We start from the raw sequence: 25,802 nt of genomic DNA, 5'->3' as shown, positions 1-25,802 counted from the left end.
GGCCGGCCCCGGTGACCCCCAGTCACCGGGGCCGGCCTTCGTCGACGCGCGGGGTGTCCTCGGGGGACAGCGGCGGCAGCGAGAGGAGCAGCGCCCGCGAGGACGGCGAGGTGCCGGGCCGCCAGCCGGTCTCCCGGGCCGCCTCGGGCAGGGCGAGCCGGCCCGCGTTGCGCAGCGCCGGATGGGCGTAGCCCCGCAGCGCGGCGAAGAACACGACCTGGTCCGCGATGCCGTCGGCGCGGTCGCGCAGAACCGGCTCCAGGAGTCCGAGGCCCGCGGGTTCCTGGACGTTGTCGATCAGCAGGACCGGGCGTCCGCGCCGGTGCGAGCGCTGCACGACCCCCGCGTACGCCTCGTCGAGGTCGGCCAGCAGCGCCCGTACGAGATGCCGTTCGGCGTGCCTGCGGGATTCGCCGCCGGCCCGGAAGTGCCGGGAGAGCAGGATCAGCGCGAGCTTGGGGCTGCCTTCCGCGTTCGGGTAGTCCCGGTACCAGGTGGCGGCCCTGCGCAGTCGGCGGTGGGCCGTGGAGACGCCTTCGGTGAACGCCTCCAGGGTCGCCTCGATGATCGGCTCCACCACCGGACCCGACCCGTTCATCGACGCGGCGAGTTTGGAGACCACCCTGCTCATCCCGCGTCCCGCGAATCCCGACAGCCAGGAGTCGGTCTCGTTGAGCAGCAGGATGCGCTCGGCCTCCCGCCGGATGCGCGGGACCTCGCGGTCGCTCCAGCCGGCGGCCGCCACCGCGAGCAGCCCGGACGACAGCCGCGGGAAGCCGATCCGCCCGGCGCCCTTCACCGGTTCGGCGAGCTGTTCCGCGGCCGTGGTGAGCGCCTCTCCGACCGGCGACCAGGACCCCGCCGGACGCTCCGGGGGCGGCGCGGTGAACCGCTGTTCCTCGCCGTCGACCAGAGCGATGGGGGTGTGCCCGCGATAGGCGTCGCGCAGGGCGCGGAGCACCGCGGTCTTGCCCTGCCCCCGGCCGCCCGCGAAGACCACGAAGGGCGGCTGCGCGGGGTGTTCGTACGGTGTGGCGCCGAGCTGGTGCGGACGCAGACCGACCAGTCGTGACGCGAGTCCGGGCGGGTCGTCGTCGAACAGCGCTCCCCGGCCGTGCAGCTCTGTGTGCACCGCATCTCCCCCTGGTCCGCGGTCCGGTCCTATGTGCTGTTGTGAGGTGTATCAACAAAAGATGAAGAAGGGGCAGTTGGTTCGGGATAGGTCGATCGGTGTCCGCCCGGTGTCCGTTCGCCCGCGGAAAAGCTCCGCTGTTCAGTCGACCGTGATCGAATCGAGCTTCTGGCGCAGATAGGTGTGGGAGTCGACGGGTTCGTACGCGACACGGCCCACGGGGGCGGGCACCGACTCGACCAGCGTCCCCGGCGTGCACTCGCCGAAGTACACCAGCGAGATCAGCTCCTCGGCGGGAGCGTCGGCCGGTGGCGGGAGCACCCGGTGCCGTCCGGAACGCCACCGGTCGCCGGTCCAACGGGCCATGAGATCACCGATGTTGACCGTGAAGGCGGCCGGGTCGAAGGGGGCGTCCCGCCAGCCGTCCTCGTCCGTGAAGACCTGGAGCCCGCCCTTGCCCGCCTGCCGGTCGAGGATGGTGACGGTGCCGAAGTCGGTGTGCGGCCCGATGCGGAACTGGCCCGGCAGCGGCTCGCCGACGACCTCCGTGCCCGGATACCAGTTGATGTTGAAGCCGTACGTCGGGTGGCCCATGTGCCGGGTGAAGAAGTCGGGCCGGAGGCCGAGCGCCCCGCCGAGCAACTCCAGCAGATGGTTCTCCAGCACGCCCATCGCCGCCAGGTACTCCTCGCAGAGCGCGCGCAGCTCCGGGGTCTCGGCGGGCCAGACGTTCGGCGCGTACCACTCCGTGTTGGTCTCCGGGTCCTCGAACGGCTCGCTCGTCGCGAACGTCAGCGACTCCTTGAGGTCCGGCGGGGTCTCGGTGCCCTCCGCGTAGCCGTTGGCCTCGGCACCCGGCCCGAGCCAGCCGCGCCCGCCGACCCGGGCGGCGTACGGCTGCTTCCTCCCGGCGGGCAGCGCGAAGAACGCGCGGGCGGCCTCCCGCAGTCGACGGCGCAGCGCGGGGTCCACGCCGTGGCCGGTGACGAGCAGGAAACCGGCGGTCCGCAGCGCGTCGTCGACGGTGCGGGCGACGGCGGCGCGGGCCCCGGGGTCCCCGGAGAGCCAGGGGCGGAGGTCGACGGTGGGGATGCGGGCCGGCACCGGGCCGGCGCCGGGACCGGTCGGACCGGCCGCCGTACCGGGGCGGGTGCCGGCGGGTTCCCGGGAAAGGGCCGACCCCGCCGGATTCGCCGAACCCTCGGGACCGTCCGGACTTTCGGGACCGTCCGGACTTTCGGGACCGGCCGAACCCTCGGGACCGGCCGAACCCTCGGGACCGGCCGAACCCTCGGGACCTGCCGGGTTCGTGCGACCGGACGGTTCCTCGGGAAGCGCCCCCGCGCTCGGGTCACTCACCGATGTCCTCGTTCCACAGGACCGGGTTGTCCTTGATGAAGTCCCGCATCAGGGCGGTGCATTCGGGATCGTCGAGCAGCACGATCTGTACGCCGTGCCGGGCGAGCCAGTCGTGGCCGCCGTGGAAGGTGGCCGCCTCGCCCACGACGACCCGGGAGATGCCGAACTGCCGGACCAGACCGCTGCAGTACCAGCACGGCGACAGGGTGGTCACCATGGTCGTGCCGCGATACGTCCGCTGCCGTCCCGCGTCGCGGAAGGCGGCCGTCTCGGCGTGCGTCGAGGGGTCGTCGTCCTGGACGCGGCGGTTGCGGCCGCGGCCGAGAACGGTGCCGTCCGCGCCGTACAGCGCCGCCCCGATGGGGATGCCGCCCTCGGCGAGCCCCGCGCGGGCCTCCGCCAGTGCGGTGGCGAGCCACGCGCGGGCCTGTGCTTGATCGATGCGCTCCATGGTCCCCACTCTCCCGCGGGACTCCAGTCTCGTGCGGCGGGAACACGGGGGCAACGCGGGGGAACACCCTCCCGCCGCACGGGGTTCGCCCAGGGACGGCGAAGGTCAGTCGCTCTCCGGCCTGCGGGCCAGCAGGAACGCCTGCGGTGTCCTCTCCTGTTCGTCGGCCTCGCGGACGAGACGGGCGACCTCGAACAGGCCTTCCTTCCGCAGGAGTTCGGCGACGCGTTCGGGCGGGAAGCGGTGGACGTCGAGATCCACGTCATGGCCGTACGCGTGCTCCAGCCGGACCTGTTCGGCGCCGACCTTGAAGGCGATGAGCAGATGACCGCCGGGCGCCAGGACGCGGCGGAACTCGGCCAACATCACCGGGAGTTCGTCGATCGGCGTGTGCACCGTCGAGTACCAGACGAGTGCTCCGGCGAGGGTGCCGTCCGGCAGGTCGAGGCCGGTCATCGTGCCCACCTCGAAGCGCAGGTGGGGATGTGCCCGGCGGGCCACCGTGACCATCCCGGGCGACAGGTCGATCCCGAACGCGTCGAGCCCGAGTTCTTCCAGGTGGACGGTCACCCGTCCGGGCCCGCACCCGAGGTCCGCCACGGGCCCGCCCCCGCCGGCCCGCACCCGCTCGGCGAACGCCGCCAGCATCGCCATGTCCAGCGGTCTGCTGCCCAACTCGTCCTTGAGCAGCTCCGCGTAGTCGGCGGCGACGGTGTCGTAGGAGGAACGGGTGGCCTGGAGGCGAGTCGTCATGGCGGCGAAGACTAGACCGGGGGTCCGACAGTCACGGGCGGGACCGATCGGAACGCGCCACCCGCAGCAGCAGCTTTCCGGTGCTGGTCCGCGATCCCATCAGCGCGTGCGCCTCCCCGGCCTCCTCCAGGGCGAACTCCGCGGTCACCGGCAGGCTCACGGTGCCGTCGGCCACCGACTCGAAGGCGCGCGAGGCGAGGTCGCGGAGGGCGGCGGGGGCCGTCGCGGCCAGGCCGAGGATCGAGAACCCGCCGACCGACAGGCCGGTGGGGTTGAGTTCCGGCTGGCCCACCGCCCAGGGATCCGCCGAGCTCGCGTTGCCGAAGGCGACCAGGCGGCCGAAGAGGGCCAGGGAGGCGAGGCTGCGCCGGAAGGTCTCGCCGCCCACCGGGTCCAGGGCCAGGTCCACCCCGCGGCCGGCGGTCGCGGCGCGGACCTCGTCCTCGAAGGAACCCACGAACACCTCGTCGTAGCCGTGGCCGAGGGCGTACGCGGCCTTCGCCTCGCTGGACACGACGCCGTAGACCGCGCCGGCCCCGGCCGCCTTCGCCAACCGGCCGAGCACCGTGCCCACGCCGCCCGCCGCGCTCTGGACGAGCACCGTCTCGCCGGGCTGGAGCCGGCCCACGGCGTGCAGCAGCCCGTACGCCGTGGGCAGGACGGTGGGGAGGGTGGCGCCGGTGCGCAGGCCGACCCCGTCGGGCAGCGGGAAGACGGTGACGGCGTCGGCGACGGTGACGTCCGCGTACGCCCCGCCCTCCGTCAGCGCCGCGACCTCCTGGCCCGCCCGCAGCCCCGTGACGTCCGGGCCCACCGCCCGGATCCGGCCCGAGACCTCCAGACCCGGTACGAAGGGCAGGCGCGGTACGCGGTAGCCCGCCGACCTGGCCAGCAGGTCGGCGAAGTTCACGCCCGCGTAGGCCACGTCGATGCTCACCTGCCCGGGGCCCGGTTCGGGGACCTTCGCCTCCACGACCCGCAGGACCTCGGGACCGCCGTACTCCTGGAACTCGACCGTACGCATGGCTCACTCCTGGCTGGTACTCGGCTGGACAGCCGACGGCCCGCGCGGACCGGTCGCCGACCAGACTGTTCAATGAAAAGCGAACACTCAGGAGTGTATGGTTTTCATCGAACACTCGGCAAGCGGATCAGGGAAGCACCAGGGAGGCCGGCGTGGCGGAGCGCACCAGTCATCGGGCCGCGCCCGAGCACACCCACCCCGACGAGGTCCCCGTGGCGACCGCCCTCGCCGCCCTCGCCGACCCCGTCCGGCTCCAGCTCGTCCGGGCGCTGGCGGAGTCCGCGGAGTGGAGCCGCAGTTGCGGCAGTTTCGACGTACCCGTCGGCAAGGCGGCGCTCAGCCATCACTTCTCTGTGCTGCGCGGCGCCGGTCTCGTCGAACAGCGCGACGAGGGCCCCAAGCGGGTCAACCGGCTGCGCCGGCCGGAGTTCGACGCCCGCTTCCCGGGCCTCCTCGCCCTCGTCCTGCGCGCGGAACCGCCCCGCTGAGAGGTCTCGGCGGGGGTGCCGGCCGTGCGCGGTGGTACGCGACGCCCTCGGCGCGGAGTCTCAGGCGGGCTCCTCGGTGGCGTGGGAGTCGGTGAGCGTGAGTGCGCCGCCGCCAGCGATCAGGCCGACGACGACCGCCAGCACGGCGTAGGTGATCCGCTCGCCGTGGAAGAACGAGGTCACCAGGGCGTCGCCCCAGGTGCCCGCGGGCAGCCGGGTGGTGACCAGCGCGGCGATGAGGGTGCCGACCACGGCGGTGCCGATGCTGCTTCCGACCTCCTGGGCGGTGTCGTTGAGCGCCGTGCCGATCGACGTCCGGTTGTCCGGCATCGCGTCGACGAGCGCGATGGCGCAGATCGTCATGACGGTGCGCAGTCCGACGGTCATCACGACCATGCAGACCGCGATGGCGCCGTAGCCGCGGTCGACACCCCAGGACAGGCCGGCCAGCGATCCGGCCAGGCAGGCCGCGCCGACCAGGCAGGCGACGCGGTGGCCGAACCTTTTCGCGAGCCACTCGGACAGGGGAGTCGCGACGATCATGGTCACGATGATCGGCAGGTTCGCCAGGCCGGCCCGTACGGGGCTCCACCCGTAGGCGTACTGGAAGTGGAGGATCAGGCCGAACATCACGGCGGCCATCGCGATGGCCGAGCCGATCTGTGCGATGGCCGCGCCGCGGACGGTGCCGTTGGAGAAGAGGCGCAGGTCCAGCATCGGCGACGCGCTGCGGCGCTCGTGCCACACGAACGCGATCCCCGCGGCGATGGCGCCGAGGACCGAGGCGAGTGTGGTCGCGGAGAGCCAGCCGTGCTCGACGCCGCTGGTCAGCGAGTAGCAGGCGAGGCCGATGGTGGCGACGCTCAGGCCGGCGCCCGGCAGATCGAGCTTGTCGTGGGTCAGGTCCTGCGGCCGGTCGGCCGGGACGCCGAGGCGGACGCCGATGGCCGCGATCAGCGCGATCGGGGCGTTGACGACCAGGAGCCACTGCCACTGGAAGTGGGCCAGGGCGGTGCCGCCCAGCAGCGGGCCGAGGACGAAGCCGGACATGCCGACGACGATCATCAGGGTCATCGCGCGCATCCGCAGCGCCTTGTCGTCGAACAGCCGGAAGACCAGCGAGTTGGTGATGGGGGCCATCGCCGCCGCGGCGATGCCGAGGCCGGCCCGCAAGGTGATGAGCTGCCCCGCGGTGGTGACCGCGACGACGGCCAGGCTCAGCAGCCCGAACACCGCCAGGCCGACCAGCAGCACACGGCGGCGCCCGAGCCGGTCGGCCATCGACCCCGCCGTCAGCAGCAGGCCGCCGAACGTCAGCGAGTACCCGCCGGTGACCCACTGCAGCGCGGTCGTTCCGCTGTCGAGGTCCCGGCCGATCGTGGGCAGCGCGATCGAGAGCAGTGTGTTGTCGACCATCTCGACGAAGAAGGCCAGGCAGAGCGCGGCCAGGGGAATCCATGCCGCGCGCAGGGACGGATAGGTGCGCGACGCGGCGGGCGCTATGGCGGTGGTGGTCATGGCGGGCCTCCTCTCGGAACGCCGTCGACTGTCGAACAACGTTCGGTAATGGAACAGCGTTCTGCAATGGAACGATGTTCGACAATAGAACGAGGTTCGATAATTGCGCAAGCTGTGATTGGATGGATGCCATGACAGGCCCGCGATCACGACCCGCCGATCGTCCTTCCCGAGGACGTCAACGTGCCTCGCACTCCATCGAGGCCGTTCTCACGGCGGCCGTGGCCCTGCTCGACGAGGCGGGCGAGCCGGCGCTGACGCTCCGCGCCCTCGCGAACCGGCTCGGCACCGGCGTCGGCAGCATCTACTGGTACGTCTCGGGCAAGGACGACCTGCTCGACCGCGCCATCGACCACGTGCTCGGCGGGGTGCTGGCCGCCGTCGAGGGGCAGAGCGGCAGCGACGACCCGATCGACGACCTGCGCGTGATGGCCGTCACTCTGTTCGACGCGATCGTGGACCGGCCGTGGCTGGGCGCGCACTTCATGCGCCGCACCGACGTCCAGGGCAACTCGTTGCGGCTTTTCGAGAAGCTGGGACAGCGGACTCTTCGACTCGACCTCACGCCGCTGCAACGGTTCCACGCCGTGTCGGCGATCGTGGGCGTCGTGGTCGGCAACGCCGCGGACATGGGGCAGGAGCCGCCCCAGGAGGTGCTCGACGGCTTCGTGGACCGCGACGAGTTCCTCGGTCGCTACACCGAGACGTGGCGTGCGCTCGACGCCGAGGAGTTCCCGTTCGTGCACGACATCGTCGACGAGTTCGACGGGCACGACGACAAGGAGCAGTTCCTCGCCGGGCTGGACCTGACCCTGGCGGGCCTCCGCCTCCAGGCCGGAGCCTGACGCTGCCTGCCTGCCTGCCTGCCTGCCTGCCTGCCTGCCTGCCTGCCTGCCCGCCCGGCCGCCCGCCTGCCCGCATCGGCGGTGCCGATGGGGGCATCGGCAGGACGCCCCACTGGCCCGTGGCCCGGCCCCGGTCCCCGCTCCTACCTTCGGGGCATGACCTCAGCCACCGCAGTCGCGAACCCCGAGAACAAGGGCGCCGTCCAGCTCACCGCCGCGATGATGCTCTCCGGCACCCTCGGCGTCTTCGTCGTCGAGTCCGGCGCCTCACCCTTCAACGTCGTGTTCTTCCGCGTCCTGTTCGGGGCGCTCGCCCTCGGCGGCTACGCGCTGGCCCGGGGATACTTCCGGGGCCACGGCTTCACCCCGCGCACGCTCGGACTCGCCGCGCTCGGCGGGGTGTTCATCGTCTTCAACTGGGTCCTGCTCTTCCAGGCGTACAGGAACACCTCGATCTCCGTGGCGACCGTCGTCTACCACACCCAGCCGTTCTACGTGGTGCTGCTGGGCGCCCTGCTGTTCCGCGAACGGATCACCGCCGCCAAGGCCGGCTGGATCGGGCTCGCCTTCGCCGGTCTGGTCCTCGTCTCGGGGGTCACCCCGGCCGACTTCGCGCACGGCGGCGCGTACCTCACCGGCGTCGGACAGGCCCTCCTGGCCGCGCTCCTCTACGGGCTGGCCACGCTGGTCACCAAGCGCGTCACCGGCGTCCGGCCGCATCTCGTCGCGCTCGTCCAGGTCCTCGTCGGCATCCCGCTGCTGCTTCCCTTCGCCGACTTCGGCGCGATGCGCGGGACCGGCGCGGACTGGGGCTGGCTGATCGGGCTCGGAGTCGTCCACACGGGGCTGATGTACGTCCTGATGTACGCCGCGTACGCCAAGCTCCCGACCGCGAAGATCGCCGTGCTCGCCTTCACCTACCCGGCCGTCGCGATGGTCATGGACTGGGCGGTGTACGGCCACCACATCGGTCTCGTCCAGGCCCTCGGCGTCCCGCTGATCGTGACGGCCAGCCTGAAGGTCACGCTTCCCCGGGCGGGCCGGACTCCTCGGACACCAGTTGCCGCGCCCGCTCCACGAACAGCCGCGCATGCGCCGGAAGCCGCTTCCCGGCCCGCCACGCCAGTTGCGTCCGAAGCGTGAACGGCGGTTCCCAGCGCAGTCGTACGAGCTCGCCCCGCGCCAGTTCCGCGGCGACCGTCACCTCCGGCAGCAGCGCGATGCCGAGGCCGGCCGCCGCGGCCCGTTTGGTCGCCTCGATCGTGCCGAACTCCGTGAAATCGACGGAGGAACCTTCAGCCGTGCGGGAGTTGAGCTCGCGCTCGAACAAGTCCCGGTAGGCGCAGCCGGGTTCGGTGGCGAGCAGCGACCGGCCCGCGAGGTCGGCGGTGGCCGGAGCCGTGCCGGCGAGCGGATCGCCGGGTGCGGCGACCAGCGCCAGCGGCTCCACCGCCAGCACCGCGACCTCCAGTCCCGCGTGCTCGGTCTCCTCCTCCATCAGGAAGCCGACGTCGTACGTGCCCTGGCGCAGCGCCCGGCGGGTCTCGTCTCCGATGGTCGTGCGCAGCGACAGCCGCACCCGGGGATGGCGGTGGTGGAAGAACTCCAGGAGCGGCAGCAGCCGGTACGAGGTGAGGGACTCCATCGTGCCGACGGTGAGCGTGCCGGAGGGCTCCTCGGCGCCGACGACCGCGGCCCGCGCCTCGTCGGTCAGCTCGATGATCTGCCGGGCGTAGGGGAGCAGCCGTTCGCCTGCCTCGGTCAGCCGGATCCTGCTGCCCAGCCGGTCGAAGAGCTCCGTACCGAGGGAGGTCTCCAGGGCGCGGATCTGGCTGGTGACGCTGGACTGCGCGTACGCCAGTTCGGTCGCGGCCCGGGTGAAGCTCAGGACGGTCGCGACCTTCTCGAAGGTGACCAGCAGGCGCAGTTCCATGTCAGGACTCTTCGTCGGACCTGCTCTGCTCCTCGCGCCGCCTCAGCTCGTCCTCGCGGCGCCGCAGGTCGGCCTCCCAGTCTTTCAGAACGGTCTCGTCCTTGCGGTTCTCGGCCTTGAGGGAGGCGAGGAACTCGGGGTTGTCGTCGGGAGCGACGAACGCCGTCCGGTGGCTGCGGTGCCACTCGGAGGGGGTGGCGCCGCCCGCCGGACCCCGGCGGTCACGGCCCGCGACGAGCCAGGCGACCGGACCGACCAGCACCTCGCCGAAGAGCAGGATGATGATGACCCAGACCACCTTGGGCAGGCCCCTGACCTCCTTCTCCGGCGTGTTCAGGCAGTCGATGAAGGCGTAGATCCACAGCCCGAGAACCAGCAGGACCCATACATATCTGATCATGGCCGAACGATCCCCCGGTGAGCGACGACGGGGCGGCACGGGCCCCCGGTGACGGGCACAGGGTAGCGGGTGGCCGATACTTGAACACATGGCTTACGACGATCTTCGCTCCCTGCTGAGGGCGCTGGAGCGCGAGGGTGACCTCAAGCGCATCAAGGCCGAGGTGGATCCGTACCTGGAGGTCGGAGAGATCGTCGACCGGGTGCAGAAGGCGGGCGGCCCCGCGCTGCTCTTCGAGAACGTGCGCGGGTCGGCGATGCCGCTCGCGATGAACGTCTTCGGCACCGACCGGCGACTGCTGAAGGCGCTCGGCCTGAAGTCGTACGCCGAGATCTCCGAGAAGATCGGCGGACTGCTCCGGCCTGAGCTGCCGCACGGCTTCGTCGGGGTGCGCGAGGCCTTCGGCAAGCTCGGCGCGATGGCACACGTGCCGCCGAAGAAGGTCAAGGACGCGCCGGTGCAGGAGGTGGTGCTGCGGGGCGACGACGTCGACCTCGACGCCCTGCCCGCCCTGTTCACCTGGCCCGAGGACGGCGGCTCCTTCTTCAACCTCGGACTCACCCACACCAAGGACCCCGAGTCCGGCATCCGCAATCTCGGCCTCTACCGGCTCCAGCGCCACGACAAGCGCACCATCGGCATGCACTGGCAGATCCACAAGGACAGCCGCAACCACTACCAGGTCGCCGCCCGCAGGGGTGAGCGGCTGCCCGTCGCGATCGCCTTCGGGTGTCCGCCCGCCGTGACGTACGCCTCCACCGCCCCGCTGCCCGGTGACATCGACGAGTACCTCTTCGCCGGGTTCCTCCAGGGCAAGCGGATCGAGATGGTCGACTGCAAGACCGTGCCGCTCCAGGTGCCCGCGAACGCCGAGGTCGTCCTCGAAGGCTGGCTGGAGCCGGGCGAGATGCTGCCCGAGGGGCCGTTCGGCGACCACACCGGGTTCTACACCCCGCAGGAGCCGTTCCCGGCGCTGACCATCGACTGCGTGACGATGCGCAAGCGGCCGCTGCTCCAGTCCATCGTGGTGGGCCGGCCCCCCACGGAGGACGGACCCCTCGGCCGGGCGACGGAACGGTTCTTCCTGCCCCTGCTGAAGATCATCGTGCCGGACATCGTGGACTACCACCTGCCCGAAGCGGGCGGTTTCCACAACTGTGCGATCGTCGCGATCGACAAGAAGTACCCGAAGCACGCCCAGAAGGTGATGCACGCCGTCTGGGGCGCGCACATGATGTCCCTGACGAAGCTCATCATCGTCGTCGACGCGGACTGCGACGTCCACGATCTGCACGAGGTGGCCTGGCGGGCGCTGGGCAACACGGACTACGGGCGTGACCTCACCGTCGTCGAAGGCCCGGTCGACCACCTCGACCACGCCTCGTACCAGCAGTTCTGGGGCGGCAAGGCGGGCATCGACGCGACGAGGAAGTGGCCCGAGGAGGGCTACACCCGGGACGGCGGCTGGCCCGAGATGGTGCTGTCCGACCCGGAGACGGCGGCGAAGGTCGACCGCCGCTGGAAGGAGTACGGGCTGTGAGTTCAGCTTCCGCGGCGCTTCCGCAGCCGGGCCGCACCAAGGCGTTCCTGCGCCTCGTCATGATCGAGCACTCGGTGTTCGCGCTGCCCTTCGCCTACATCGCGGCGCTCACGGCGATGTTCGAGGCAGACAAGAACATCCACTGGGGAAAGCTGCTCCTGGTCACCATCGCGATGGTGGGCCTGCGCACCTTCGCCATGGCGGCGAACCGGATCATCGACCGCGAGATCGACGCCCGCAACCCCCGTACGGCCCATCGTGAACTGGTCACCGGGGCGATGAGCGTCAAGCACGCCTGGACGGGCGCGCTGGTGGCCCTGGTCGTCTTCCTGGCGGCCGCCGCCCTGCTCAACCCGCTCTGCCTGGCGCTGGCGCCCATCGCGGTCATCCCGATGGTCGTCTACCCGTACGGCAAGCGGTTCACGAACTTCCCGCAGGCCATCCTGGGTCTCGCCCAGGCGATGGGCCCGATCGGCGCCTGGATCGCGGTCACCGGCACCTGGTCCTGGGACGCCGTCGTCCTCGGTCTCGCGGTGGGCGTGTGGATCGGCGGCTTCGACCTGATCTACGCCTGCCAGGACGTCGAGACCGACCGCGAGATCGGTGTGATGTCGGTGCCGGCGCGGTTCGGCATCCCGGCGGCGATCCGGGGTGCGCGAGGCTGCCACGCGGTGACGACAGCGCTCTTCGTCTGGTACGGGGCGGCGACCGGCGCGGGCGCGTTCTTCTGGCTGGGCCTGGTCATCGTCACGGGCGCGTTCCTCTACGAGCACTCGATCGTGAAGCCGCACGACCTGACCCGGCTGAACCGGGCGTTCTTCCAGGTCAACGGCTTCATCGGCATCGCCCTGTTCGTGTGTGCCCTGCTCGATCTGCTGGTGCGCGGGCTCACGGTCTGAACATGGGCGGTGGCCGGATAGGCTCGACATCATGAAGCCAGGACAGACGCAGCGCCGGCCTTGGATCGTGGGGGTGTCCGGCGCGTCCGGTACGCCGTACGCGGCCGCGGTGCTGCGTTCGCTGCTGGAAGCGGGGGAGAGCGTCGACCTGGTCGTCAGCCGGGCCTCACGGCTCACGCTGCTCGACGAGACCGGCCTCCCGTTCCGCGACGCCCACTGGCGGGACGATCTGCGCGCGTGGCTGGAGCGGGGCGCCGACGGCAAGCCCGGCACCTTCGACGTCCCCGGGGAACATCTCGACGGCGTACGGCACTGGAGCGCGGGCGACCTGGCGGCGGGGCCCTCGTCGGGCTCGTACCCGGCCCAGGGCATGCTCATCGTGCCCGCGTCCACCGCGTGTGTGGCCGGAGTCGCCCTCGGCCTCTCCAAGGACCTGCTCCAGCGGGCCGCGAGCGTCACGCTCAAGGAGGGGCGCAGACTGGTCGTCGCCGTACGGGAGACCCCCCTGAACGGGCAGACGCTGCGTCACCTGGTCTCCCTGGACGACGCGGGCGCGACCGTGCTGCCCGCCTCGCCGGCGTTCTACGCGGGAGCCACGCACATCCAGGACCTGGTGGACTTCGTCGCCGGGCGGGTCCTCGACGCGGCGGGCGTCGAACACGCCCTGTACCGCCGCTGGAAGGGTGAGCTCGGGAGCGGCTCCCGGGGCGACACCACCTGACGGAAGCACCCGGCACACACCGGGCGTCGCAGGCACTTCAGAACGCGCGGACCGTTCGGACACCTCAAGACTTCACGACATCTCAAGACTTCACGACATCTCGACATCTTCAAGACGGCTCAGACGTCTCAAGACCTTTTCAGCGGAAGGCTTCGATCGCATGGACGCGGTGGACAGGCAGCTCATCCAGGCCCTCAGGGAGAACGGCCGGGCCTCCTACGCGGAGCTGGGGCGCCTCGTCGGTCTGTCGGGACCCAGTGTCACCGACCGCATCAACCGGCTGGAGGCGGCCGGCGTCATCATCGGGTACCGCGCGACGGTCGACTCGGCCTCGCTCGGCCTCGGCGTCACCGCCCTGATCGGCATCTCGCTCTCCGACGCGGCCGACCACGAGGACGTGGCCCGGCGGCTGCGCGACCTCAGCGAGATCGAGGACTGCTGGTTCATCGCGGGCGACGACTCGTTCATGCTCAAGGTGCGGTCGAGCGATGTCGACGGACTGGAGAAGACCATCCGGCGTCTGTCCGGGACCAAGGGCGTCTCCCGTACCCGTACGACGATCGTGCTCTCCACGAAGTGGGAGAACCGGGTCGGAGAGCTGCCCGAGGAGGAGTAGGGACACCCCGGACGCGAAGGCCCTGATGGGGGGCCTTCCGCCGGAAGGCGGGGGAGTACGGTTGGCAGCGTTTCGTCACAGGGAGAGGTAATCGCATGGATGTCGGGCTCAAGCGCGAGCTGGAGGACAAGGTCCGGGCCGGTGAGCGGCTCAGCCGCGAGGACGGCATCGCGCTGTACGAGTCGGACGACCTGGCGTGGCTCGGCGGACTCGCGCACGAGGTGCGCACGCGGAAGAACGGCGACGTCGTCCACTTCAACGTCAACCGTCACCTCAACATGACGAACGTGTGCACCGCGTCCTGCGCGTACTGCTCGTTCCAGCGCAAGCCGGGCGAGAAGGACGCGTACACGATGCGCATCGAGGAGGCCGTCCGGCTCGCCAAGACGATGGAGGGCGAGAACCTCACCGAGCTGCACATCGTCAACGGACTGCACCCGAACCTGCCGTGGCGCTACTACCCGCGTTCGCTCAGCGAGCTGAAGAAGGCGCTCCCGGAGGTCTCGCTCAAGGCGTTCACCGCCACCGAGATCCATCACTTCGAGACCATCTCGGGGCTGTCGGCCTCGGAGATCCTCGACGAGCTGATCGAGGCCGGTCTGGAGTCGCTGACCGGCGGCGGCGCGGAGATCTTCGACTGGGAGGTCCGGCAGCACATCGTCGACCACCGCACCCACTGGGAGGACTGGTCGCGCATCCACCGCCTCGCGCACGAGAAGGGTCTCAAGACCCCGTGCACGATGCTGTACGGGCACATCGAGGAGCCCCGCCACCGCGTCGACCACGTGCTGCGGCTGCGTGAGCTCCAGGACGAGACCGGCGGCTTCCAGGTCTTCATCCCGCTGCGCTACCAGCACGACTTCGTGGACATGAAGGACGGCAAGGTCAGGAACCGTCTCCAGGCCCGCACCCAGATGGCGACCGGCGCCGAGGCGCTGAAGACCTTCGCGGTCTCCCGGCTGCTGTTCGACAACGTCCCGCACGTCAAGGTCTTCTGGGTCATGCACGGTGTGCAGACCGCCCAGCTCGCCCTCCAGCACGGCGCGGACGACATGGACGGCTCGGTCGTCGAGTACAAGATCACGCACGACGCCGACAACTACGGCACCCCGAACAAGCTGACCCGCGACGACCTCCTCGACCTGATCCGGGACGCCGGCTTCCGGCCCGTCGAGCGGAACACGCGCTACGAGATCATCCGCGAGTACGACGGCCCGGACCCGGAGCGCCGCGAGTCGCCGCAGGCCATGCGGGTCTGACGTGGCGCTGCGCTTCGAGCTGGACCCGGCGGTCACCCCTGTCCTGCGGGACGGGGTGGTCGCCCTCTGGGTGGACGTCTCGAACACGGGCGGCTCGGTCGGCTTCGTGCCGCCGGTGGCCGCCGGTGACGTCCGCCCCGAACTCGTGAAGCACTTCGCCGCGATGGCGGAGGGCCGCACCCGGCTGCTGGTCGGCCGGGACGAGGAGGGCGGCGTCGCCGCGACCGCCTTCCTCACGTACAACACCCACCGGCTGATGAAGCACTGGGTGTGGCTCTACACCGTGATGGTGCACCCCCGTCACCAGGGCAAGGGGTACGGCCGGGACCTGCTCGCGGCGGCCGAGGAGGCCGCGGGCTCGCTCGACGGCATCGAGGCGATCCGGCTGACCTGCCGCGGCGGGGAGGGCCTGGAACGCTTCTACGCCTCCTGCGGCTACAAGGAGGTCGGCAGGGTGCCCGCGGCGATCCGCGTCGCGCCCGGCGACGAGCGGGACGACATCACGATGCTGCTGCCGCTGGCCCTCCGCGACCCAGGAACCGCGGCGCCCCGCGACTGAGGCCCCCCTGCAAGATCGCCGTCCTGGCGTGCTTCACTGGACGGAGTTCTTTGGGAACGTTCGGAACGGGAAGAGTGGATTGAGATGTTCCGCTACACACTGATGCGCCTCGGGATCTTCGTGGGCTGCCTCGGGGTCGTCTGGGGCCTCGTCTACTCGGGCATCGCCCCGCGCGGCCTCGGCGACTCCAACTACATGTGGGTCGTCCTGCTCGCCCTGGTGATCTCCGCGCCGATCAGTTTCGTCGTCCTGCGGGGAGAGCGCGACCGCGCCTCCGCCCAGGTCGTCGCCCGGGTCGACCGTGCCAGGGCCAACCTGGAGCGCAACCGCAGCCAGGAGGACGACGTCCTGGGCGAGACCCCCCAAGGGGCCCCGAACCAGGCCTCCTGACACTCCTGCGCGCCCGGCCGCGCCCCGGCCCCTCGTAGGCTGGGCGCATGGGTGCTGTGAAGAACAAGCGGATGCCGCGTGCGGTACGCGAACAGCAGATGCTGGACGCGGCCGTACGGACCTTCGGGCAGCGTGGGTACCGGGCCGCGTCGATGGACGAGATCGCCGAACTCGCGGGCGTGTCCAAGCCGTTGGTGTACCTGTACCTGAACTCGAAGGAAGACCTGTTCACCGCGTGCATCCGGCGTGAGGCCAAGGCGCTCACCGCCGCCGTCCGTGCCGGTGTCCGGCCCGGACTGCCTGCGGACCGGCAACTCTGGGAAGGGCTGCGGGCGTTCTTCTCGCACACCGCGGAGAACCCGGACGGCTGGGCGGTCCTGCACCTCCAGGCCCGTACGCACGGCGAGCCCTTCGCGGCCGAGGTCTTCGCGATGCGCGAGGAACTGGTCCAGTTCGTCACGCAGTTGATCGTCGTCGCCGCCCGGGAGGCGCACCGCGACCCGTCGTTGCCCGCCCGGGAGGTCGCCGGGCTCGCGGAGGCGCTGGTCGGCGCCGCCGAGTCGCTGGCCGCCTGGGCCAATGCCACTCCGGGAGTCTCGGCCCGGCAGGCCGCCGCCACCCTGATGAACTTCGCCTGGGCGGGACTCGGCACCCTCATGCAGGGCCGCCCGTGGTCCCCGCCGGCCGCGGCGATCCCGCCCCAGACCACCGCGGAGGTCTGACCGGGGCCGGCTCGGGGGCATGGCACCCGTTTTGTACTGGGGTCCGGCACCCGGCACCCCGCACCCCGCACCGCGCACCCGGCCGTCGGCCGTCGGCCGGGTTCGGCGCCTGGCGGGTCCGGGAGATCGTCCGCGGTGGCCGGGTGGGGTCAGGGTCGGCCCCAGCGGCGAAGCGCCGGGGCGACCCGCTCGCGGCCCACACGGTAGAGGGACCTGGCGCCGCCGCGTGCGGCCCTGCGGACCACCGTCCGCAGCGGGCCCGCTCCGCCCCGGTCCTGCGCGGGCGCCAGCGGCCTGCCCTTCTCGTCGAGGCCGTTGCGCTCCAGGATGCCGCCGAGATACGTCCCCGCGCGGCGCGGCGAGTAGTACGGGCGCAGCGCGGGCAGCCGTCCCGCCGCGTCCAGCGCGGCGATCCGGGCGCGGGCCGCGCCGTACGGGTCGCTCTTGCCGATGCCCTGCCGGGCCGCCCACGCCGGGTCGACACGGGGCAGCGCGCCCGCGTCCAGGTCGTCCCAGGACGCCAGGCAGCCGGAGTGCACGAAGTAGTGGTTGCCGTGGGCCTCGCGGACCCCGAAGTCGGTGAGGATCGCGGTCGGGATGCCGCGGTGCATCGACTCCAGGGCGGCCGTCGAGCTGACGGTCACCAACAGGTCGGTGCTGTCGAGGACTTCGCCCATGTTGCCGTAGACCAGCCGCAGGTTGGCCGGGGCCGGCTCGGCCAGTCTCCCGACGAGCACCTGGTACGGATCGGCCTCGACGTGTGTGGTGTGCTCGCCCGGCAGGCTGCGCAGTTTCATCAGCACCAGCCGGTCGGGATGCCGTCGCGCGTGACCCGCCGCCCGTTCCAGCAGCCCGAGCCGGGACTCCCGGCCCTTGGGCACCGACGGCTGGACGGCGAACGTGAGGGTGAAGGGCCGTTCCGTGGACGGCGCGTACGGTTCCCCGCCCAGGAAGGGCAGCGCGCACTCCACCACCGAGTCCGGATCGACGCCGACACTCGCGAAGGCGGAACGGAACCGGTCCGCGTCGTACGCGCTGTTGGCGAGCACGAGATCGGTGCCGGCCCGGGTCATCAGCCCGTCGATCATCTTCTCGTACACGACCCCGACGTACCCCGTGACCGTGACCGGCCGGCGCTCCCGGCCCTCCCACGCGATCCCCAGGCTGTGGGTGAGCGCGAGTGTCGTACCACCCGCGGTGGCGAGGACGAGCACGTCGGCCGCCGCGAGTTCCTCGTCGTCGACCAGTTCGGCCGCCGTGACCTCGCGCCGGGTGTCCGGCACGATCCCGATCTCCGTCAGCTGGCGTTCCGTCGGGGTGGCCCGGGTGCGCAGGAAGACCGCGTCGAGGGCGTGTCCGGGCGCGATCTGCCGGGCGACGGACGCGCCCCACTTCCAGCGGGTGTCGGAGTCGGCGAGTACGGCGATACGTCTGGGGGGCATGGTTCAGGGGCCCTTCCTGGCGGAGGTCCGGGGGAGTGGACCGAGGCTAGGAAGGGCGTCTGAGCGTGGGATGAGGGGCCGCTTGAAAGCACCTTGGGTCGCTGGGTGCCGACTGTGAGAGCTTTGTCAACGCGGCTTTCCCACCTGGGAGTTGAAGAAAGCCGAGGCCTGCGGCGGGGACTTCCGCCATACGGTGTTCGCCCGAAGTTCACGCGCCTCGCGGGCCTTGCGGCCGTACGTCGCCCGTCAGATGGACCCGGTCGCCCGAGCGGAGTTCGAACGACGAGCCGCGCGCCGCGTAGGTCACCGTCCCCGGGAGCAGCACCGGCGCCCTGAACTCGGCCCGGACTCGCACCGATTGCCGCGGCCCGTACTCCGCGAGGCAGCGGGCGACGGTCCACATGCCGTGCGCGATGGCGCGCGGGAAGCCGAAGAGGCGGGCGGTCAGCGGGTGCAGATGGATGGGGTTGCGATCGCCGGAGACGGCGCCGTAGCGACGGCCGACGTCCCGGGCGAGACACCAGTCGGCGACGGCCGGCAGCGGCTTCGGCCCCTCGGGCGAGGGGGCCGCCGGGGTGGTCGCCGGGTCGGCCGGCGGCGCGTGCTGTGGGTCCCGGACCCGGTCTTCGTCCTGGCCCCGGTTCTCGTCCTGGCCCGGGTTCCGGTCCCGGGGTCGGTGCCGGGCGAGGTACGTGCTTCTCGACTCCCATACGAGTTCGCCGTGGGCCCGCGCCTCGGTCAGTACGGTCGCCTGCGTACCCCGTCGATGCGGCGCCAGCTTCTCCACCTGGACCCCGAGTTCGTACTCCGAGGTGGCGGCGGTCTCCTCGTACCGGGTGATCTCGATCGACGTGTGCACCAGTCCGAGCAGCGGCAGCGGGAAGGCGCGCCCCGCCATGATCCGCATCGCCAGCGGAAAGGCGAGCACATGGGGATAGGTGACCGGCAGGGCGTCCGCGCCGGTCGCGAACCCGCACACCCGCTCGTAGGTGGCGAGGTGGGCGAGGTCGACCCGTACGCCGGAGAGGGCGAGCCGGGTGGCGGGGGCGGAGGCGTCCGGGCGCGGGCGCTTGAGGGGGGAGAGCAGGGCGCCGCGGGCCAGCAGCGGGGTGAGGGAGGGAGGGGCGGCGAGGGTGCGGGTCCGGGGCTCGGGGCGGACGGGAGGCTGCGTGCGCATCGGCGTCTCCAGGCGGGTGGGGAGGGTGCGGCTCTCGGTGTCCCGGCTCGGACACGAATTTACTCGGGAGTAAGTTACCCGGGGTAAGGGTATGTCAGAGCGAGGGGCGGGTCGAGGCGAGTCACCGCAATCACCCGTAGGAGGTGCCGGGGCCGCCCCGGGTGGCCGGGTGGATCGGTCCGGGTGCGGGCCCTCGGGCCGACCGGCCCGGGAGGCCACAGCTACCCCCGGTAACCCGCACTTTGCCTGCCTCAAAGCGCTACAAACCCCACACTTCGGCACCGTAGGATCCCCGTTTCACCGGGTTGCACAGACCCCTGAACTCCCCTCACCTCAGGGCCGTATGAGGATGCGCGCCCCGCGCTCCTGCGCCCGAGCACGCCTTGCACCCGCCCCGGCCTCCGGCCGACAAGGAGCCGCCCCGTGTCCAGCCCGTACTCCCCCGACTCCGTCCCTCCCCTCCCGGAGCCCGAGATCAGGCGGCTGGACGGTGTCGTGCGCGAGGTCGCGGTGCCGCCGATCGTGGGCCAGGTGACGCACGGCTCCCTCGCGGACATCCCGTTCGACAACGCGGTCGCCGCCCCGCTGGAGCCGGTCCTCAGCCGGAGGACGCCGGACGGGGAGGGCTGGACGGACGTGACCGCCGCCGAGTTCGCCGAACAGGTCCTGGCGGTGGCCAAGGGGCTGATCGCGGAAGGGCTCGTGCCGGGCGACCGGATCGCCATCATGTCCCGGACGACGTACGAGTGGACCCTCCTCGACTTCGCCGCCTGGGCCGCGGGCCTGGTCACCGTGCCGGTCTACCCGACCTCCTCCGTCTTCCAGACCCGCTGGATCCTCCAGGACTCGGGGGCCGTCGCGCTCGCCGTGGAGTCCGTCGCGCAGGCCGCCTCGCTCGGGCCCGAACGGGAGCACATCCCCGATCTGCGGCACATGTGGGTCTTCGAGAAGGGCCATGTGGAGCGCCTCGCGGAACTCGGCCGTGACGTCCCGGAACAGGAAGTCTCCGTACGCCGCGGGGTACTGGGCCCGGACACGCTCGCCACCATCATCTACACCTCGGGCACCACCGGCCGCCCCAAGGGCTGCGTCCTGACCCACGGCAACTTCTTCGCCGAGGTCGACAACGCCGTGGAACTGCTCTACCCCATCTTCAAGGCCCGCACCCAGGACCCCGCCTCCACCCTTCTCTTCCTCCCCCTCTCGCACGTCTTCGGCCGCATGGTGGCCGTGGCCTGTCTGCGCGCACGGGTCAAGCTCGGCCATGCCCCGAGCCTCCAGACCGAGGAACTCCTCGCGGACCTGGCCTCCTTCAAACCGACCTTCCTGCTCGCCATCCCGTACGTCCTGGAGAAGGTCTTCAACACCGGCCGCGCCACCGCCGAACGGATGGGCCGCGGCTCGTCCTTCGACCGGGCGGCGCGGATCGCCCAGAAGTACGGCGAGGCCGTCGAGGCCAAGCAGCACGGCACCGGCCCCGGTCCGGGCCGGGGCCTGCGCGCGGCCCGCGCCCTCTACGACCCCCTGGTCTACCGCCGTATCCGCAATGCCCTCGGCGGCAGGGTCCGGCACGCCATCTGCGGCGGCTCCCCGCTCGGCCGGCGGCTCGCCGCCTTCTACGCGGGAGCCGGAATCGAGATCTTCGAGGGGTACGGCCTGACGGAGACCACGGCCGCCGCGACCGTCACACCCCCGCAGAAGCCGCGCCTCGGCACGGTGGGCCGGCCCCTGCCCGGCACCCGGGTGCGGATCGCCGCCGACGGGGAGGTGCTGCTGTGCGGCGGACAGGTCTTCCGCGGCTACTGGGACCCGCACGCGGGCGGTGTCGTCGACGCGGCCCCGGACGGCTGGTTCGCGACCGGTGACATCGGCGAACTGGACGCCGACGGCTACCTCGCCATCACCGGCCGCAAGAAGGAGATCCTGATCACCGCGGGCGGCAAGAACGTCGCCCCGGCGCCCCTGCAGGACTGGCTCCGCTCCCATCCGCTGATCGCCCAGTGCATGGTCCTGGGTGACCGGCGCCCGTTCGTCTCCGCCCTCTTCACCCTCGACCCCGACGGCATCACCCACTGGCGCCGGATGAACGGCAGGCACCCCGTACCCGCCGAACTCGTCATGGACGACCCCGAGTTGCTGGCCATCCTGCAACGCGCCGTCGACGAGGCCAACAAACTCGTCTCGCGCCCCGAATCCATCCGCCGCTTCACCGTCCTGCCCGTCGACTTCACCGAGGAGGCGGGCCACCTGACGCCCTCCATGAAGCTGCGGCGCGCGGCGATCGAGAAGGACTTCAGCAGGGAGATAGAGGCCCTGTACGCGACGTAGGCGGGCCCGCGCGGAGAAGGGGAAAAGGCAGGAGCCCCGCGACCGGCTGGCGCGGGGCTCCTTGGGTGCTGCTATCCGTTCCGGATCAAAGCATTGGGCTCATGGAGCCGAAGGCTTAGAGCGGGGTGACGTTCTCCGCCTGCGGGCCCTTCGGACCCTGCGTGACGTCGAAGGAAACCGACTGGTTCTCTTCGAGCGAACGGAAACCGTTCGCGTTGATCGCGGAGTAGTGGACGAAGACGTCCGGGCCGCCGCCTTCCTGGGCAATGAAACCAAAGCCCTTTTCGGCGTTGAACCACTTCACGGTTCCGGTAGCCATAAGCCCTCCTTGGGCCCAAAGGGTTGCCCTGCTCCAGAACCTGCGATTGTGTAAACAACTGCATACGTCTGAAAACGACGAGAGCCCGCGGTCACATGCTCCGCAGGCTCTGTACTGCAAGGGAAACCAAACTGCAACTTGCGGCGAGCCTAGCACGCAGGCACCCGAAAGCAATAGAGGCGAAGATCACGTCATCCGGACGGGTGGCCCGCCGCGGGCGGGGGGTCTGACGTGCGCCGACTCCGAGGTGTCACATCCGTTGACATGAGGCGTCGGGACGGTTTCCACCAGCACACGCCGACCCTGGAGCGGGCGCCGCGGCGCCTGGGGGCTAGCCTCGCGATGTGGACAATTCTCGCACCCGGCCGCGCGTCGGCCACATCCAGTTCCTGAACTGCCTGCCCCTGTACTGGGGGCTCGCGAGAACGGGCACTCTCCTCGACTTCGAGCTCACCAAGGACACCCCTGAGAAGCTCAGCGAGCAGTTGGTGCGAGGGGACCTCGACATCGGGCCCATCACGCTCGTCGAGTTCCTCAAGCACGCCGACGACCTCGTCGCCTTCCCGGACATCGCGGTCGGCTGCGACGGCCCCGTGATGTCCTGCGTGATCGTCTCTCAGGTTCCCCTCGACCAACTGGACGGCGCCCGCGTCGCCCTCGGTTCGACCTCGCGCACCTCCGTGCGGCTCGCCCAGTTGCTGCTGGCCGAGAAGGTCGGGGTCCAGCCCTCGTACTACACCTGCCCGCCCGACCTCAGCCTGATGATGCAGGAGGCCGACGCCGCCGTCCTCATCGGTGACGCGGCGCTGCGCGCCAATCTGCTCGACGGTCCGAAGTTCGGTCTCCAGGTGCACGACCTCGGCGCGCTGTGGAAGGAGTGGACGGGCCTGCCGTTCGTCTTCGCCGTGTGGGCGGCCCGGCGCGACTACCTGGAGCGCGAGCCTCTCGTCACCCGCAAGGTGCACCAGGCCTTCCTCGCCTCCCGCGACCTCTCCCTCGACGAGGTCTCCAAGGTCGCCGAGCAGGCGGCCCGGTGGGAGGCCTTCGACGAGGCCGTCCTGGAGCAGTACTTCACGACACTCGACTTCCGTTTCGGAGGCCCGCAACTGGCGGCCGTACGGGAGTTCGCGCGCCGGGTCGGCTCGACCACCGGGTTCCCGTCGGACGTCGACGTACGGCTCCTCCAGCCCTGAGACCCCCTGCGGCACGGGGCCGGGGGTACGGGCCGGCAGACAGGGACGACAGTCACGCGGCTCCGGGCGCGCACGGCACTACGCTGCTGGGCAGTGTGTACGGGGGAGGGGTGAGCCGTGAGTGCCATGCAGCCGCTCGGAGCCGACGAACCCACGGTCGTGGGGCCCTACCGGCTGCTCGGCCGACTGGGGTCCGGCGGCATGGGGCGCGTGTATCTGGGACGCAGCGCGGGCGGGCGTACGGTCGCGGTCAAGATCGTGCATCCGCACTTCGCGCTGGACGAGGAGTTCCGTGCCCGCTTCCGCCGTGAGGTCGAGGCCGCGCGGCGGGTGGGCGGCGCGTGGACGGCCCCCGTCCTGGACGCGGACCCCGAGGCGCCGGTCCCCTGGGTCGCCACCGGTTACGCGGCCGGTCCCTCGCTGACGGCCGCCGTCGCGGACGGCGGACCGCTTCCGGGCCACTGCGTACGCGTCCTCGGCGCCGGACTCGCCGAGGCGCTCACCGCGGTCCACGCGCTGGGCCTCGTCCACCGCGACGTCAAACCCTCCAACGTGCTGCTCACCCTCGACGGCCCGCTCCTGATCGACTTCGGCATCGCGCGGGCCACGGACGGCACCGCCTCCCTGACCTCGACCGGCGTCTCGGTCGGCTCCCCCGGATACATGTCCCCCGAGCAGATCCTCGGCAGGGGCGCCACGGGAGCCGCGGACGTCTTCTCGCTCGGCGCGGTCCTCGCGTACGGCGCCACCGGGGAGCCTCCGTTCCCCGGCGACTCCTCCGCCTCCCTCCTCTACAAGGTGGTGCACGAGGAACCACGACTCGACCTGCTGGAAGGCGAGTTGCGTGAGCTGGTGGCGGCCTGCCTGGCCAAGGAGCCCTCGGCGCGGCCCACTCCGGGCGAGGTCGCCGTCCGGCTCGCGCCGCAGGGCGCCGCCCGGCTGGTGTCGGCCGGCTGGCTGCCGGGCTCCCTGGTCGAGCGGGTGAGCCGAAGTGCCGTACAACTGCTGAATCTTGAGGCGACGGGAGCGGGGGAGGCTCCGCACTCCGGCCCGGTGGGGTTCAGCAGCGCCTCGGTGGACGCCGGCCGGGCGACCGGGAGCGGCACCGGGTCCGCAGAAGTGACGTCCGGAGAGGTGACGTCAGGCGAGCCGGGGTCCGGTGCGGCGGCCTTCGGCGGGGCGGTCTCTGGTGGGGTGATTGGGGCCGCCGGGGTGTCCGGGACGGGCGGGGGCTTCGGCCCGCCTCCGCAGGGCTTCGGGCCGCCGCCTCAGATGCCCCCGTACGTACCCGGGCAACGCGAGAGCGGGGCCACCGCCGGGCCCCAGGACGTCGTACACCGTGAAGGGGCGCCGGAACAGCGGCCGTACGACCGTCCCGGCAAGGTCTCCGTCAGCGTGGCGGCGACCTCCGCGCCCGGGGCCGACGGGCGTGGCCGCAGGCTGAGTTGCACGCTCGCGCTGGCGGTCGCCGGGGCGCTGGCGGCGGCGACGGTGGGCTCCGCGTTCCTCTTCGACCTGCTGCCGGGCGGCGGCACGACCGACGAGGGCGGCGCGGCGGGCGGGCGTCCGTCCGCGAGCGGGAGCCGGAGTGCCCCCGCCACCGGGCCGTCGGTGGGCGCGAGCACTCCGGAACCGGGTTCCACGGCGAGCGCCCCCGAACCGGCCCCGACCGTGAGCGCCTCCGGTCCGGGCGGGCAGTCGTCCACGATCCCGGCGTCCTACCTCGGCACGTGGGAGGGCGACGGCCTCGCCCTCAACGGCGCCCTGCCCATGGGAACCTTCCGGGTCACCGTCCATCAGGCGGCCGTCGGACAGGAGTTGGGCACCTTCCGGCAGACCGACCAGATCGGCGGCATCTGCGACGACGTCCTCATCCTCAAGAAGGTCACGAGGAAGCAGCTCGTCGCCACGAGCGTGGCCTCGGAGGCCAACCGGGACGTCTGCACCAAGGGCAGGCACGAGGTCCGGCTGACACCCGTCGGCGGTGACCTCACCTACGACACGGACAACGCCGAGGCGGGGGATCCGGTGGCCAGGATGACGAAGGTGGGCTGACCGGACGGTGTCCGGCCGGGCCTCCGGTTCAGCCGGCCGCCGTGTTCCGGCGGGCCTTGTCGATCCTGAAAAGGACGGTCATCAGCACGGCGGAGACGAGCACCGTCGAGAGCAGGCCGACGGCCCAGACCCAGGGGTACTCGACATGCACCCAGCAGGGGTTGCCCCGGCTGTAGCAGTCGGAGTCCCAGTTGCGCCTGTGCTTGGGGCGGAGGCCCGCGAAGGCGACCACCACCCACACGAAGGAGGCGGCGGCTCCGGGCAGCGAGGCGAGCACCCAGCCGAGCGAGCGCAGCGGGTTCGTCCTCCACCGCGTCCGGCCGAGGGCCGCGATCCCGGCGGCCAGACCGAGGGGACCGGCGGCCCCGACGACGGCCGCGAAGCCGTAGCCCCGGCCCGGCCAGGCCGGGGCCGCGGAGCCCCAGAGTTCGGTCCCCAAGGTCATGACCGTGAGCGCGAACCCGATGATCGCGGCCGCCGCGGCCAGAAGGATGAGACAGCCGCCCCGCGACTCCCTTCCGGACACCTTCCCCCTCGCCTGCGCCCACGCCGACGGCCGCTGCCGCACATGCTCGTAGCGCAGGGCCGCCCCGGCGGCCTTCCGCCGTCCGGGCTTCGCCGATCCGCTCACCCGCCCGCTCTCTCCTTCTCTCGCAGTTCTTCAGCCGGGTTGCCCCGA

25 protein-coding genes and 1 pseudogene are annotated in these 25,802 nt (G+C 71.6%); 14 read left to right on the top strand and 12 right to left on the bottom strand.

Features of this window, described 5'->3' with window-relative positions:
• Window positions 1-22: 22 nt before the first annotated feature.
• From OHT01_RS17790 to OHT01_RS17770, 5 genes are all read right to left on the bottom strand, one after another.
• Window positions 23-1,132, bottom strand: coding sequence for a hypothetical protein (locus tag OHT01_RS17790; RefSeq protein WP_328554125.1), 1,110 nt, complete (start codon window positions 1,130-1,132; stop codon window positions 23-25).
• Between the two features lie 141 nt (window positions 1,133-1,273).
• Window positions 1,274-2,236, bottom strand: coding sequence for an isopenicillin N synthase family dioxygenase (locus OHT01_RS17785; protein WP_328554124.1), 963 nt, complete (start codon window positions 2,234-2,236; stop codon window positions 1,274-1,276).
• Between the two features lie 247 nt (window positions 2,237-2,483).
• Window positions 2,484-2,942 carry a nucleoside deaminase gene (locus tag OHT01_RS17780; protein ID WP_328554123.1) on the bottom strand — a complete coding sequence of 153 codons (459 nt, stop codon included), beginning with the start codon at window positions 2,940-2,942 and terminating at the stop codon, window positions 2,484-2,486.
• A gap of 105 nt (window positions 2,943-3,047) precedes the next feature.
• Window positions 3,048-3,695 carry a class I SAM-dependent DNA methyltransferase gene (locus OHT01_RS17775; RefSeq protein WP_328554122.1) on the bottom strand — a complete coding sequence of 216 codons (648 nt, stop codon included), beginning with the start codon at window positions 3,693-3,695 and terminating at the stop codon, window positions 3,048-3,050.
• Between the two features lie 31 nt (window positions 3,696-3,726).
• The gene (locus OHT01_RS17770) at window positions 3,727-4,719 is read right to left on the bottom strand and encodes a quinone oxidoreductase family protein (RefSeq protein WP_328554121.1); all 993 of its coding nucleotides are present in this window, start codon (window positions 4,717-4,719) and stop codon (window positions 3,727-3,729) included.
• Window positions 4,720-4,871: 152 nt separating this feature from the next.
• On the opposite strand from OHT01_RS17770, the gene OHT01_RS17765 reads away from it, so the two are divergent.
• Window positions 4,872-5,207, top strand: coding sequence for an ArsR/SmtB family transcription factor (locus OHT01_RS17765; protein ID WP_328554120.1), 336 nt, complete (start codon window positions 4,872-4,874; stop codon window positions 5,205-5,207).
• Window positions 5,208-5,267: 60 nt separating this feature from the next.
• Here the strand turns inward: OHT01_RS17765 and OHT01_RS17760 are convergent, their stop codons facing one another.
• The gene (locus tag OHT01_RS17760; RefSeq protein WP_328554119.1) at window positions 5,268-6,725 is read right to left on the bottom strand and encodes an MFS transporter; all 1,458 of its coding nucleotides are present in this window, start codon (window positions 6,723-6,725) and stop codon (window positions 5,268-5,270) included.
• 197 nt (window positions 6,726-6,922) lie between these two features.
• Here OHT01_RS17760 and OHT01_RS17755 point away from each other — a divergent pair, with 197 nt between their 5' ends.
• Both OHT01_RS17755 and OHT01_RS17750 read left to right on the top strand, forming a co-directional pair.
• Window positions 6,923-7,570, top strand: coding sequence for a TetR/AcrR family transcriptional regulator (locus tag OHT01_RS17755; RefSeq protein WP_328558156.1), 648 nt, complete (start codon window positions 6,923-6,925; stop codon window positions 7,568-7,570).
• A gap of 156 nt (window positions 7,571-7,726) precedes the next feature.
• Entirely contained in the window at window positions 7,727-8,713 is a 987-nt protein-coding gene (locus tag OHT01_RS17750) for a DMT family transporter (protein WP_328554118.1), read from the top strand.
• Here OHT01_RS17750 and OHT01_RS17745 read toward each other — a convergent pair.
• Together OHT01_RS17745 and OHT01_RS17740 are read right to left on the bottom strand one after the other, a co-directional pair.
• Window positions 8,616-9,503: pseudogene (locus tag OHT01_RS17745) on the bottom strand (LysR family transcriptional regulator); the annotation flags it as partial. The gene OHT01_RS17750 and the pseudogene OHT01_RS17745 overlap by 98 nt on opposite strands.
• Window position 9,504: 1 nt before the next feature.
• Complete coding sequence (locus OHT01_RS17740) at window positions 9,505-9,903, bottom strand: PLD nuclease N-terminal domain-containing protein (RefSeq protein ID WP_328554117.1); 399 nt, start codon at window positions 9,901-9,903, stop codon at window positions 9,505-9,507.
• An 88-nt stretch (window positions 9,904-9,991) separates the two neighbouring features.
• On the opposite strand from OHT01_RS17740, the gene OHT01_RS17735 reads away from it, so the two are divergent.
• The 8 genes from OHT01_RS17735 (at window position 9,992) to OHT01_RS17700 (ending at window position 16,609) form a co-directional block, all read left to right on the top strand.
• A complete protein-coding gene (locus OHT01_RS17735; RefSeq protein WP_328554116.1) occupies window positions 9,992-11,443 on the top strand; it encodes a menaquinone biosynthesis decarboxylase in 1,452 nt (483 codons plus the stop codon).
• Entirely contained in the window at window positions 11,440-12,342 is a 903-nt protein-coding gene (mqnP, locus tag OHT01_RS17730; protein ID WP_328554115.1) for a menaquinone biosynthesis prenyltransferase MqnP, read from the top strand. The genes OHT01_RS17735 and mqnP overlap by 4 nt, the downstream gene beginning before the upstream one ends.
• A 31-nt stretch (window positions 12,343-12,373) precedes the next feature.
• Window positions 12,374-13,063 (top strand): UbiX family flavin prenyltransferase, encoded by a 690-nt coding sequence (locus OHT01_RS17725; protein ID WP_328554114.1) that lies wholly within the window; start codon window positions 12,374-12,376, stop codon window positions 13,061-13,063.
• Window positions 13,064-13,223: 160 nt separating this feature from the next.
• Window positions 13,224-13,679, top strand: a complete 456-nt coding sequence (locus OHT01_RS17720) for an Lrp/AsnC family transcriptional regulator (protein WP_328554113.1) — start codon at window positions 13,224-13,226, stop codon at window positions 13,677-13,679.
• 95 nt (window positions 13,680-13,774) lie between these two features.
• Window positions 13,775-14,938 carry an aminofutalosine synthase MqnE gene (mqnE, locus tag OHT01_RS17715; protein ID WP_328554112.1) on the top strand — a complete coding sequence of 388 codons (1,164 nt, stop codon included), beginning with the start codon at window positions 13,775-13,777 and terminating at the stop codon, window positions 14,936-14,938.
• Window position 14,939: 1 nt separating this feature from the next.
• The gene (locus tag OHT01_RS17710) at window positions 14,940-15,497 is read left to right on the top strand and encodes a GNAT family N-acetyltransferase (protein ID WP_328554111.1); all 558 of its coding nucleotides are present in this window, start codon (window positions 14,940-14,942) and stop codon (window positions 15,495-15,497) included.
• Between the two features lie 84 nt (window positions 15,498-15,581).
• Complete coding sequence (locus OHT01_RS17705) at window positions 15,582-15,887, top strand: DUF4229 domain-containing protein (protein ID WP_328554110.1); 306 nt, start codon at window positions 15,582-15,584, stop codon at window positions 15,885-15,887.
• 47 nt (window positions 15,888-15,934) lie between these two features.
• Window positions 15,935-16,609 carry a TetR/AcrR family transcriptional regulator gene (locus OHT01_RS17700; protein ID WP_328554109.1) on the top strand — a complete coding sequence of 225 codons (675 nt, stop codon included), beginning with the start codon at window positions 15,935-15,937 and terminating at the stop codon, window positions 16,607-16,609.
• Between the two features lie 149 nt (window positions 16,610-16,758).
• On the opposite strand, the gene OHT01_RS17695 is transcribed toward OHT01_RS17700, so the two are convergent.
• A complete protein-coding gene (locus OHT01_RS17695; RefSeq protein ID WP_328554108.1) occupies window positions 16,759-18,051 on the bottom strand; it encodes a DUF6716 putative glycosyltransferase in 1,293 nt (430 codons plus the stop codon).
• Between the two features lie 208 nt (window positions 18,052-18,259).
• Window positions 18,260-19,228, bottom strand: a complete 969-nt coding sequence (locus OHT01_RS17690; RefSeq protein WP_328554107.1) for a MaoC/PaaZ C-terminal domain-containing protein — start codon at window positions 19,226-19,228, stop codon at window positions 18,260-18,262.
• Window positions 19,229-19,651: 423 nt separating this feature from the next.
• Here OHT01_RS17690 and OHT01_RS17685 point away from each other — a divergent pair, with 423 nt between their 5' ends.
• The gene (locus OHT01_RS17685; protein WP_328554106.1) at window positions 19,652-21,556 is read left to right on the top strand and encodes an AMP-dependent synthetase/ligase; all 1,905 of its coding nucleotides are present in this window, start codon (window positions 19,652-19,654) and stop codon (window positions 21,554-21,556) included.
• 115 nt (window positions 21,557-21,671) lie between these two features.
• Here the strand turns inward: OHT01_RS17685 and OHT01_RS17680 are convergent, their stop codons facing one another.
• The gene (locus tag OHT01_RS17680; protein ID WP_037627265.1) at window positions 21,672-21,875 is read right to left on the bottom strand and encodes a cold-shock protein; all 204 of its coding nucleotides are present in this window, start codon (window positions 21,873-21,875) and stop codon (window positions 21,672-21,674) included.
• Window positions 21,876-22,219: 344 nt separating this feature from the next.
• On the opposite strand from OHT01_RS17680, the gene OHT01_RS17675 reads away from it, so the two are divergent.
• Together OHT01_RS17675 and OHT01_RS17670 are read left to right on the top strand one after the other, a co-directional pair.
• Entirely contained in the window at window positions 22,220-23,068 is an 849-nt protein-coding gene (locus tag OHT01_RS17675) for a menaquinone biosynthetic enzyme MqnA/MqnD family protein (RefSeq protein ID WP_328554105.1), read from the top strand.
• A gap of 126 nt (window positions 23,069-23,194) precedes the next feature.
• Window positions 23,195-25,123 carry a serine/threonine-protein kinase gene (locus tag OHT01_RS17670; protein ID WP_328558155.1) on the top strand — a complete coding sequence of 643 codons (1,929 nt, stop codon included), beginning with the start codon at window positions 23,195-23,197 and terminating at the stop codon, window positions 25,121-25,123.
• Between the two features lie 28 nt (window positions 25,124-25,151).
• Here the strand turns inward: OHT01_RS17670 and OHT01_RS17665 are convergent, their stop codons facing one another.
• A complete protein-coding gene (locus tag OHT01_RS17665) occupies window positions 25,152-25,754 on the bottom strand; it encodes a hypothetical protein (protein ID WP_328554104.1) in 603 nt (200 codons plus the stop codon).
• Window positions 25,755-25,802: the final 48 nt, after the last annotated feature.

It is taken from the genome of Streptomyces sp. NBC_00358 (assembly GCF_036099295.1).
In the GTDB taxonomy this organism is placed as follows: domain Bacteria; phylum Actinomycetota; class Actinomycetes; order Streptomycetales; family Streptomycetaceae; genus Streptomyces.
Note: the sequence above shows the minus strand (reverse complement) of the source record. Positions and strands in the feature narration are given on the sequence as shown.

Coding starts and splice junctions, on each gene's coding strand:
- OHT01_RS17780 (WP_328554123.1), bottom strand. CDS start 2,942: ATGGAGCGCATCGATCAAGCACAGGCCCGCGCGTGGCTCGCCACCGCA.
- OHT01_RS17775 (WP_328554122.1), bottom strand. CDS start 3,695: ATGACGACTCGCCTCCAGGCCACCCGTTCCTCCTACGACACCGTCGCC.
- OHT01_RS17770 (WP_328554121.1), bottom strand. CDS start 4,719: ATGCGTACGGTCGAGTTCCAGGAGTACGGCGGTCCCGAGGTCCTGCGG.
- OHT01_RS17760 (WP_328554119.1), bottom strand. CDS start 6,725: ATGACCACCACCGCCATAGCGCCCGCCGCGTCGCGCACCTATCCGTCC.
- OHT01_RS17750 (WP_328554118.1), top strand. CDS start 7,727: ATGACCTCAGCCACCGCAGTCGCGAACCCCGAGAACAAGGGCGCCGTC.
- OHT01_RS17740 (WP_328554117.1), bottom strand. CDS start 9,903: ATGATCAGATATGTATGGGTCCTGCTGGTTCTCGGGCTGTGGATCTAC.
- OHT01_RS17735 (WP_328554116.1), top strand. CDS start 9,992: ATGGCTTACGACGATCTTCGCTCCCTGCTGAGGGCGCTGGAGCGCGAG.
- OHT01_RS17725 (WP_328554114.1), top strand. CDS start 12,374: ATGAAGCCAGGACAGACGCAGCGCCGGCCTTGGATCGTGGGGGTGTCC.
- OHT01_RS17720 (WP_328554113.1), top strand. CDS start 13,224: ATGGACGCGGTGGACAGGCAGCTCATCCAGGCCCTCAGGGAGAACGGC.
- mqnE (WP_328554112.1), top strand. CDS start 13,775: ATGGATGTCGGGCTCAAGCGCGAGCTGGAGGACAAGGTCCGGGCCGGT.
- OHT01_RS17705 (WP_328554110.1), top strand. CDS start 15,582: ATGTTCCGCTACACACTGATGCGCCTCGGGATCTTCGTGGGCTGCCTC.
- OHT01_RS17700 (WP_328554109.1), top strand. CDS start 15,935: ATGGGTGCTGTGAAGAACAAGCGGATGCCGCGTGCGGTACGCGAACAG.
- OHT01_RS17695 (WP_328554108.1), bottom strand. CDS start 18,051: ATGCCCCCCAGACGTATCGCCGTACTCGCCGACTCCGACACCCGCTGG.
- OHT01_RS17690 (WP_328554107.1), bottom strand. CDS start 19,228: ATGCGCACGCAGCCTCCCGTCCGCCCCGAGCCCCGGACCCGCACCCTC.
- OHT01_RS17680 (WP_037627265.1), bottom strand. CDS start 21,875: ATGGCTACCGGAACCGTGAAGTGGTTCAACGCCGAAAAGGGCTTTGGT.
- OHT01_RS17670 (WP_328558155.1), top strand. CDS start 23,195: ATGCAGCCGCTCGGAGCCGACGAACCCACGGTCGTGGGGCCCTACCGG.